Annotated in this window: 8 protein-coding genes; all 8 read right to left on the bottom strand. The window is 71.2% G+C overall.

Annotated elements, in window-relative coordinates:
• Positions 1 to 72: 72 nt before the first annotated feature.
• Positions 73 to 1386, bottom strand: a complete 1314-nt coding sequence (gene hemL, locus ACT3S6_RS15610; RefSeq protein ID WP_444555728.1) for a glutamate-1-semialdehyde 2,1-aminomutase — start codon at positions 1384 to 1386, stop codon at positions 73 to 75.
• Complete coding sequence (hemB, locus tag ACT3S6_RS15605) at positions 1383 to 2372, bottom strand: porphobilinogen synthase (protein ID WP_444555727.1); 990 nt, start codon at positions 2370 to 2372, stop codon at positions 1383 to 1385. Before hemB ends, hemL begins: the two co-directional genes overlap by 4 nt.
• A 70-nt stretch (positions 2373 to 2442) precedes the next feature.
• On the bottom strand, positions 2443 to 3339 hold the full coding sequence (locus tag ACT3S6_RS15600; protein WP_444555726.1) for a uroporphyrinogen-III synthase: 897 nt from the start codon (positions 3337 to 3339) through the stop codon (positions 2443 to 2445).
• Complete coding sequence (hemC, locus tag ACT3S6_RS15595; protein ID WP_444555725.1) at positions 3340 to 4344, bottom strand: hydroxymethylbilane synthase; 1005 nt, start codon at positions 4342 to 4344, stop codon at positions 3340 to 3342.
• Positions 4341 to 5558 (bottom strand): ferrochelatase, encoded by a 1218-nt coding sequence (locus tag ACT3S6_RS15590; RefSeq protein WP_444555724.1) that lies wholly within the window; start codon positions 5556 to 5558, stop codon positions 4341 to 4343. The genes hemC and ACT3S6_RS15590 overlap by 4 nt, the downstream gene beginning before the upstream one ends.
• Positions 5555 to 6259: a hydrogen peroxide-dependent heme synthase gene (gene hemQ / locus ACT3S6_RS15585; RefSeq protein ID WP_444555723.1), complete on the bottom strand. Its 705-nt coding sequence runs from the start codon at positions 6257 to 6259 to the stop codon at positions 5555 to 5557. The genes ACT3S6_RS15590 and hemQ overlap by 4 nt, the downstream gene beginning before the upstream one ends.
• A 64-nt stretch (positions 6260 to 6323) precedes the next feature.
• Positions 6324 to 7802, bottom strand: a complete 1479-nt coding sequence (gene hemG / locus ACT3S6_RS15580) for a protoporphyrinogen oxidase (protein ID WP_444555722.1) — start codon at positions 7800 to 7802, stop codon at positions 6324 to 6326.
• Between the two features lie 84 nt (positions 7803 to 7886).
• Positions 7887 to 8851 (bottom strand): uroporphyrinogen decarboxylase (hemE, locus tag ACT3S6_RS15575; protein ID WP_444555721.1); only part of this gene is annotated, 965 nt, incomplete at its 5' end.

The raw sequence follows: 8851 nt of genomic DNA, 5'->3' as shown, positions 1-8851 counted from the left end.
CCCACCCCGCCGGGGGGGCCCCCCCCCCCCCGCCTGTGTGTGCGGTCTCCACCGGGGTGGACCGGCGTGCCTCTATGCCTGCGGCACCGCTGCCGCGGCGGCCCGGGCGGCGGCCGGCAAGGCACCGATGATGCGTTCCATGGCCGCGTCGTCATGCGCCGCCGAGAGGAACCAGGCCTCGAAGACGCTCGGGGGCAGGTAGACCCCGGAGTCCAGCATGGAGTGGAAGAACGGGGCGTAGCGGAAGGCCTGCTGGCCCTGCGCCTGCTCGTAATCGTGCACCCCGTGCTCGGAGGTCCCGAAGGCCACGGAGAAGAGGTTCCCGGCGGTTTGGATGGAATGGTCCAGCCCGGCGCCGTCGAACGCCTGCCGCACCGCGGCCTGCAGTTCGATGCTGCGGGCGTCCACGTGGGCGTAGACCTCGGCGGTGGCATGGGTCAGCGTCGCGATGCCGGCGGCCATCGCCACCGGGTTCCCGGAGAGGGTTCCCGCCTGGTAGACCGGGCCCAGCGGGGACAGGTGGTCCATGACCTCGGCCCGGCCGCCCAGGGCGGCGGTCGGCAGTCCACCGCCGATGACCTTGCCGAACGTGAACAGATCCGGGGTCCAGCCTTCTCCGGCCCCGGTCAGGCCCCAATAGCCGCCGGGTCCGGTACGGAACCCGGTGAGGACCTCGTCCAGGATCAGCAGGGATCCGTGGGCGGCGGTGATCCGCGACAGGGCGGCGTTGAAGCCCTCGGAGGGGGTCACCACCCCCATGTTGGCCGGCGCCGCCTCGGTGATCACGGCGGCGATGCGTTCCCCGTGCTTGACGAAGGCCGCCTCGACGGCGGCGACGTCGTTATAGGGCAGCACCAGGGTCTCGGCAGCGGTCGCCGCGGTGACCCCGGCGGAACCGGGTAGCGCCAGGGTGGCCAGACCGGAGCCGGCTGCGGCCAGCAGTCCATCCAGGTGCCCGTGGTAGCAACCGGCGAACTTCACGATCAGATCGCGGCCGGTGTAGCCGCGGGCCAGCCGGACGGCCGTCATCGTCGCCTCGGTGCCGGTGGAGACCATGCGCAGGCGTTCGACGGCGGGAACCCGATCGCTGACGAGCCGGGCCAGTCCTGCCTCGTCGGGGGTCGAGGCCCCGAAGGACAGGCCACGATCCACCGCGGCGTGCACGGCTTCCTGGACGGCGGGATGCCTGTGGCCCAGCAGGGCCGGGCCCCAGGAGCAGACCAGGTCCACGTAGTCGTTCCCGTCGGCATCGGTGAGGTGGGCGCCGTCGGCGGCCACGATGAACGGGGGCACGCCGCCGACCGAGCCGAAGGCCCGGACCGGGGAGTTCACTCCCCCGGGCATCAGACCCCGGGCGGTGTCGAAGAGTTCCTGTGAGGTGCTCATGCGTGGTTTCCTTCCTTCAGCCAGCCGGCGAGTTCGGCGGCCCAATAGGTCAAGACGGTGTCGGCGCCGGCACGGCGGATCGACAGGACGGATTCGGTGACGGCGGCGCGACGGTCGATCCAGCCGTTGGCGGCGGCGGCTTCGATCATCGCGTACTCGCCGGAGATCTGGTAGGCCGAGACCGGGACCGGCGACATGGCGGCGACGTCGGCGAGGACATCGAGGTAGCTCATGGCCGGTTTGACCATGACCAGATCCGCGCCCTCCTGAAGGTCCAGTTCGACCTCGTGGATGGCTTCCCGACGGTTGGAGGCATCCATCTGGTAGGTACGCCGGTCCCCGCTCAACTGCGAATCCACGGCCTCCCGGAAGGGCCCGTAGAACGCCGAGGCGTATTTCGCCGCGTAGGCCAGCACCGAGGTGTCGGCCAACCCGGCCCCGTCCAGGGCCTGCCGGATGACGGCGACCTGGCCGTCCATCATTCCCGAGGGGGCGACCATATGGGCCCCGGCCTCGGCTTGGGCGACGGCCATCTGCGCGTAGATCGCCAGGGTGGCGTCGTTGTCCACGCGACCCTCGGAGTCCAGGACCCCGCAGTGCCCGTGGTCGGTGAATTCGTCCAGGCAGAGATCGGACATGATCACGATGTCGTCGCCGACCTCGGCCCGCACGTCGGCGATGGCGCGGTTCAGGACCCCGTCGGGGTCGATCCCCGCGCTTCCGGAGGCATCGCGTCGGGCGGGGACCCCGAACATCATGAACCCGCCCAGCCCCAGTTCGACGGCTTCGACGGCGGCGCGTTTGAGCGAATCGGTGGTGTGCTGCACGACCCCGGGCATGGAGCTGATCGGCTGTGGTTCGGTGAGGTCCTCCCGGATGAACGTGGGAAGGATCAGGTGGCGGGGGGCCAGGTCGACTTCTGCGACGAGCCGGCGCATGGCGGGGGTGGTCCGTAGCCGGCGGGGCCGGTGGGCGGGGAAAGACATTGTGGCCTTCAGCTTTCTGCCCCGGATGGCGTGTGGGGCGTTCGTGGTCTGCGGGTGGGGTTCGGGGGGGTCAGTCGGAGCCGGGCGTGCCGGCGGGGCTCCCCGGGGGCGACGGGTCATGCACGGCGGATTCCCAGGCGTCGGCCAGTCCAACCGGGGTGGGGGTGGCGGCGATGGCCGCCGGCTCCCAGCCGTTGCGACGCAGCTCCTCGGCGGTGGAGTCCCCGATCGCGATGGCGACCACCCGATCCGGTGGGGTGCCGACCAATCCCAGATAGCGTCTGACGATGCTCGGGGAGGTGAACAGGACGGCGTCCACTGCGGCGGGGGCGCCCCCGCTCCGGGTCAAGGCCGCCGGTTCCACCAGCGGGGCGGGTACCGGTTCGGCGTCTGCGGCGTGCAGCCGACGGGACGCCTCGGCCGGGGCGTCGACGGTGCGGTAGGCGGTGACGACCAGGGCGTCGGCACCCCATTCGCGCATGCCGTCGGCCAGGGTGGTGGAGGCGATATCTGCTTGCGGCATGAAGACATCGCTTGCGGGCCCCGGGCGGGCGGGCGCCGGCCATTCGGCCAGCATGCCACGCGCCGAATGGTCGCCGGCGGGCGCGAAGTCCACGGTCAGTCCCGCCGCACCGGCGGCACGGGCCGTGGCCTCGCCGACGACGGCGATCCGGGTCCGTTCCGGTACGGGGATCCCGGTTCCGCCCAGGCCCAGGGCGGCACAGCGTTGCTGCAAGGCCAGCACCGTGGTGCGGGAGGTGAGCAGGAGCCAGTCGAATCCCCCCTCGGCCAGGCGTAAGAGCCCGTCGTCGACCCCGGTGGTGTCCTGCGGCAGTTCGAAGTCGATCAGCGGGCACAGCACGGTGGCCGCGCCGCGGGAGGCCAGTTCGGCCACGGTGGCCGCGGCCCGGTCCGCGCTGCGCAACAGCAGCGCGGACCGTCCGGCCAGCCGCTGGAGTTCGGGCACCTAGAGGCCTGCCATCCGGGCGGCTCCGGCGTCGAGCAGTTCCTCGGCCAGCCGGATCCCCAGGGTGCGCGCCCCCTCGAGGTCGAGGCGCCCGGTGGTGGCGCTGCGACGGATCCATTCACTGCCATCGGGGGCACACGCGACACCATCCAGTGTCAGCTCGCCGTCGACGATGCGGGCCAGGGCGCCGACCGGGGCCGAGCAACCGGCCTCGAGCCGACCCAGCAGCGCCCGTTCGGCGGTGATGGTCATCCGGGTTTCGGGATCGTCCAGGACCTTCAGGGCCGCGTCGACCTCGGCGTTGCCGGTACCCCCGGCGCGGACCTCCACGGCCAAGGAGCCCTGACCGGGGGCCGGGAGCATGATCCCCGGATCCAGGTACTCGGTGATGTGTTCGCCCAGGCCCAGCCGTTCGAGTCCCGCGGCAGCCAGGACCACGGCGTCCAGGTCGCCTTGGACCCCACGCCCGACACCGCCGTCGTCCTCGGGAGTGGCCGAACCGGCCACCCGGCCCAGCCGGGTGCCGACGTTGCCGCGGATGCCCACGATCTGCAGGTCGGGCCGGGCGACCTTCAGCTGGGCGCCACGACGCGGGGATCCGGTACCGACCTTGGCTCCGTGCGGGAGCTGGTCGAGCCGGAGTCCGTCCCGGGCACATAACGCGTCCCGGACGTCGACCCGTGTCGGGGTGGCCGCGATGACCAGGTCCCCGGGTTGGGCCGTGGGCAGGTCCTTGAGCGAATGGATGGCCACATCGCAGCCGCCCTCGAGCAAGGACATGCGTAGCACCGCGGCGAAGACCCCGGTGCCTCCCAGCTGGGACAAGGGGCCGGAGGTGACGTCGCCCTCGGTTTTGACCCGGATCAGTTCATGGCCCTGTCCGGAGGCCGCGCTCAGGGCGTCGGCGACGGTCCTCGTCTGGGTCATCGCCAGTGCCGACCCCCGGGTGCCGACGCGGAAGCCCGGCTCCGACGCCGGGCCCGGTCCGTTCAGTTCCTCGCTCACGATGCGGGCACCCCCACCTCGGAGTCCACCGCGGCAATGGTCGGTTTGATCGTGCCGTCCCGCATGACCTTGGAGCAGCAGTCGGGACGGCAGACGTCGAACCAGGGGCCGAGGGCCACCTCGCTCTCCCGGCCCTGCAGCAAGGCCGTGCCGTCCGGTCCCGCCAGGCGTTCGGAGACCATGTCCACGATGCCGCGCACGAACTTCTGGTGCGTGCCCGGGGTGGCCACCCGGTTGAACGCCAGGCCCAGTTCCGCGCAGGTGTCCTTGGCCTCGGTGTCCAGGTCCCAGAGGACCTCCATGTGGTCAGAGACGAAGCCGATCGGGACCACGACCACGCCGCCGGTGCCTTCCTGGCGGTAGTCGGCCAGGGCGTCGTTGATATCCGGTTCCAACCACGGGGTGGCCGGGGAGCCCGAACGGGACTGGAACACCAGTGAATGCTCCAGCCCTGCGGCCTCGGGGACCTGGGCCAGGATGGCCTGGCCCACGGCCAGGTGCTGGGCCGAATACACGTCCGTGTCCAGGGTGGGGGCCAGATCGCGGGGGCCGGCCGCTTCGGCGTCGGAGAGCGGGATGGAGTGGGTGACGAAGACGACCCGTACCGGGGCGTCGGGGGTGCCCGCCTCGGCCAGCTGGGAGCGCACGTCGGCCAGTCCGGCGGAGAGCCCCTCGGCGAAGGGGTCCACGAATCCCGGGTGGTCGAAGTACTGGCGGACCTTATCGACCTCGAGGATGCCCTCGAGCCCGGTTTCGCGTAAGGCCACGCCCAGGTCCTCACGGTATTGGCGGCAGCTGGAGTAGCTGGAATAGGCGCTGGTGGAGAACATCAGCACCCGGCGGTGTCCGTCTTGGTGGAGCTGCTTCAGCGTTTCGGGGATGTAGGGGTCCCAGTTGCGGTTGCCCCAGTAGACGGGGACCTCGATCCCACGGGAGGCCAGTTCGGCCTCCATCGCCGACTTCAACGCCCGGTTCTGCGCGTTGATCGGGCTGATGCCGCCGTTGGCCCGGTAGTGGGTGGCGACCTCTTCGAGCCGCTCGTCGGGGATCCCGCGGCCCCGGGTGACGTTGCGCAGGAACGGAATCACGTCCTCCTGGCCTTCGGGCCCGCCGAAGGAGGCCAGCAGGATGGCGTCATAGGGTTTGGGGGCCATCCGCCCCGCGGCGTCGTAGCCTTCACGCGGGTCGAAGGACTGCTCGTTCGGCCGGCTCATCGCAGGACCTCGGCCACCTCGGCGGAGCTGATGCGCTTGCCGGTGTAGAAGGGGATCTCCTCGCGGACATGGTTGCGGGCCTCGGTGTAGCGCAGGTGGCGCATCAAATCGACCAGGTCGATCAGTTCGGGGGCTTCCAGACCCAGCAGCCACTCCCAGTCGCCCAGGGCGAAGGAGGCGACGGTGTTGGCCTGGACCTGCGGGAAGTCCCGGCCCAGCATGCCGTGGTCGCGCAGCATCTTGCCGCGTTCCTCGCCCTCGAGCAGGTACCACTCGTAGGAACGGACGAAGGGGTAGAAGCAGAGCCACTTCTGCGGCTCCTTGCCCAGGGCGAAGGACGGGGAGTGGTTCTTGGTGAATTCCGCGTCGCGGTGCACGCCCATGGCGGAGAAGACCAGGGTGGTTTCGGCGAAGAGGTAGGTGCGGCGGATCTTGCGCACGGCCGCCTGCAGGTCATCGGGGGTGGACCCGTGCAACCACACCATGATGTCGGCGTCGTTGCGCATCCCCGACACGTCGTAGGTGCCGCGCAGCACGACGCCGGCGGCGGCGAGTTCGGCGACGAGGGCGTCGAAGGCCTCGACGCCTTCACTGCGGTCTAGGTCGGAATCGCGCTTGAACACGGTCCACAGGGTATAGAAGAGCTCTTCCTCCGGGGCGTCTGGGGTGCCGGTTTCGGTGGTGGAAGGTGCTTGGCTCACGGTGTGGCCTCAACTTTCTGCTGCTGGATATTTCGATGGGGTCTAGGCGGCCTCTCGGCCGGGGTCAACTGGCGGTGATGGAGGTCCGGGCCCTGGTGTCGGCGACGACGGAGGCCAGCCCGGTGCCGGCCAGCCAGGCGCCGACGACCTCGAGGCCGGGATGACCGGCCAGGGCGGTGCGAAAGGCCTCGACGCGGTCCCGGTGGCCGGTGGTGGCGAACGGCAGGGCCGCGTCATGACGCACCACGTCCCACCCCACCACGTCCGCTGCCGAGACGGGGACCCCCAACAGGGCGGAGGCATCGGCGATGGCGATATCACGCAGGACGGCGTCGTCGGCGGGGATCGTGCCGGGGGCATCGGACAGCCGGCCGTAGGACAGCCGGAGCACATGCGTTCCCGGTCCCGCCTCATCGGCGAGCCACTCCCATTTGGCAGTGGCATGGGTCAGTGCCTTGGCCCGGATCCCGGGGGTTCCGGGGGCCACGAGCAGCCCGGTACCCCGCGGGGCGGCATCGAGCTCGGGCTGGTCCACGACCAACGTCACCAGGGCGATGCCATGGCCTGTCTTCGGGCGCAGGGCCGCGGCATCGGGCAACAGCCCGGCCAACAGGTCCACTGCTGCGGGTCCGGGGGTGGCGATGACCAGCCGGTCGGCGGACTCAGGGGTCTCGCGCCCTTCGACGGTGACGTCCCAGCCGTCCTCGGAGGGATCGTGCGAGGGTTCGGCCCGGGCGATGGAGACGACCGGGGTTCCGGGATGCAATCGGGCTCCTGCGGCATCGAGTTCGGCCAGCAGGGCCCCCGTCAGCCGGTGCATGCCCCCGGCCAGGCCGCCGACGGCGGATCCCGCCGGGGCGGAGGCGCGCAGCGCAGCCACTCCCCGGGCCAGGGAATGGTGCTCGGCCATGGCGGCGCGTAGACCGGGGGCGACCGTATCGACGTCGAGGGTCGTCGGATCGGCCGAGTGCACCCCCGCGACGATGGGGGTCACCAGGGACTCCAGGACGGCTTGACCCATCCGGGCCGCCACGAGCTCGCCCAGGCTGATCGGTTCCTTGGCCTGGCGGCGGGTCACCGGCATGGCCAGATCGGTGGCGGCCCGGACACACCCCGCGGCACCGATCACCGTCTTGACGTCCTCGGCCCAGGGATCCGCCGGGATGCCGAGCAGGGCGGTGGCCGGCATCGGCATGGCGCGGGGGCCGCCGCGTTTGGCGCCGTCGACGGCGTGGTAGAGCCAGGACCCCGCGGGGTTCGGCGACTGGAGCGATGCTCCCAGTCCGAGTTCTGTGGCCAGATCGGCCACCGCGGTGGAGCGGACCGCGAAGGATTCGGCCCCCGCATCCAGGTCCAGCCCGGCCACCTGGTGGCTGGCCACGGCCCCGCCGAAGCGGGGGGAGGCCTCGAAGACGTCGACCTGGTGTCCGGTCAAGGACAGTTCACGGGCCGCCACAAGCCCGGAGATCCCTCCCCCGACCACGATCGCGCGGGGTGCCGAGGCGTGGCCCGGAGTACCGGCTAGCTGCCCGGCCTGCGTCATCCCTACGTCCTTTCCGCGGTGGGGACCCGCCCAGGGTCCCCCACCATTATCGCCCCGTGTCCTGACCGTCAGGTGTGCACGGCGTCAGCCGGCGGTCGGCGGGATGGAGTGGATGAGCTCCACGATCCGGGTCAGCACCTCGGGCTCGGTGTCCGGGGGCACCCCGTGGCCGAGGTTCACGACATGCCCGGGAGCCTCCTCGCCGGAGGCCAGGACGTCCCGGACATGGGCTTCGAGCACTTCCCAGGGGGCGGTCAGCAGGGCCGGGTCTATATTGCCCTGCAGCACGTTCCCCCCGGAGAGACGGCGGTTGGCTTCGGCCAGGCTCAGCCGGTAATCCACCCCGACGACGTCGGCACCACAGTCACGCATGGCCGTCAGGAGTTCACCGGTCCCGGTGCCGAAATGCACCAGCGGCACGCCCAGGTCCTTGACCCGGGAGAAGGCCAGCGTGGAGGACGGCGCCGCGAACTTCTCGTAGTCGGCCAGCGACAGGCTTCCGGCCCAGGAGTCGAAGAGCTGCCCGGCACTGGCACCTGCCTCCAGCTGGGCGCGCAGGAACGCGCCGGAGGCTTCCGCGGCCCATTCGGCCAGGGCGTTCCAGGTCTGCGGATCGTTGTGCATCATCCGGCGCGGGCCCAGGTGGTCGCGGGAGGGCTTGCCTTCGACCATGTAGGCGGCGACGGTGAACGGGGCCCCGGCGAAGCCGACCAGCGGGGTGCTGCCCAGCTCGGCGACGGTCAGGGCCACGGCCTCCCGGATGGGATCCAGCGAGGCATCGGTCAGTTGGGGCAACCGGGCCACGTCGGCCGCGGTGCGCACCGGTTCGTCCAGGACCGGGCCGACCCCGGGGACGATGTCCACGCCGACTCCTGCGAGCTTGAGCGGGATGACGATATCGGAGAAGAAGATCCCCGCGTCCACCCCGTGGCGGCGCACCGGCTGCAGGGTGATTTCCGAAGCCATCGCGGGGTCCAGGCAGGAGTCGAGCATGTTCCCGCCTTCGCGCAGCTTGCGGTACTCGGGAAGCGAGCGTCCCGCCTGGCGCA

It is taken from the genome of Arthrobacter sp. AOP36-C1-22 (assembly GCF_052377515.1).
Taxonomy (GTDB): Bacteria; Actinomycetota; Actinomycetes; order Actinomycetales; family Micrococcaceae; genus Arthrobacter_H.
Note: the sequence above shows the minus strand (reverse complement) of the source record. Positions and strands in the feature narration are given on the sequence as shown.